Annotated in this window: 1 protein-coding gene; it reads left to right on the plus strand. The window is 45.8% G+C overall.

Features of this window, described 5'->3' with window-relative positions:
* The coding region (locus M992_RS14350; protein WP_147638199.1) for a DEAD/DEAH box helicase family protein at positions 1 to 404 on the plus strand (404 nt) is incomplete at both ends.

The following is a 404-nucleotide window of genomic DNA, read 5'->3' on the forward strand; positions in this document are numbered from 1 at the left end:
TTTCAGTCAAAGAAATGGAGCAGCACTGACGGAGGCGGGTTTATCTGGCATACGACAGGCTCAGGAAAAACCCTGACCAGCTTTAAAGCCGCCCGACTCGCAACTGAACTTGATTTCATTGATAAAGTATTCTTTGTGGTTGACCGCAAAGACCTAGATTATCAGACCATGAAAGAGTATCAGCGCTTCTCACCTGACAGCGTCAACGGCTCTGACAGCACCGCGGGACTGAAACGTAATATCGATAAAGATGACAATAAAATCATTGTCACGACTATCCAGAAGCTGAATAACCTGATGAAGGGGGATGCAGATTTAGCCGTCTACCAGAAACAGGTCGTCTTTATTTTTGATGAATGTCATCGCAGCCAGTTCGGGGAAGCCCAGAAAAACCTGAAGAAGAA

The organism is Moellerella wisconsensis ATCC 35017, assembly GCF_001294465.1.
In the GTDB taxonomy this organism is placed as follows: Bacteria; Pseudomonadota; Gammaproteobacteria; order Enterobacterales; family Enterobacteriaceae; genus Moellerella; species Moellerella wisconsensis.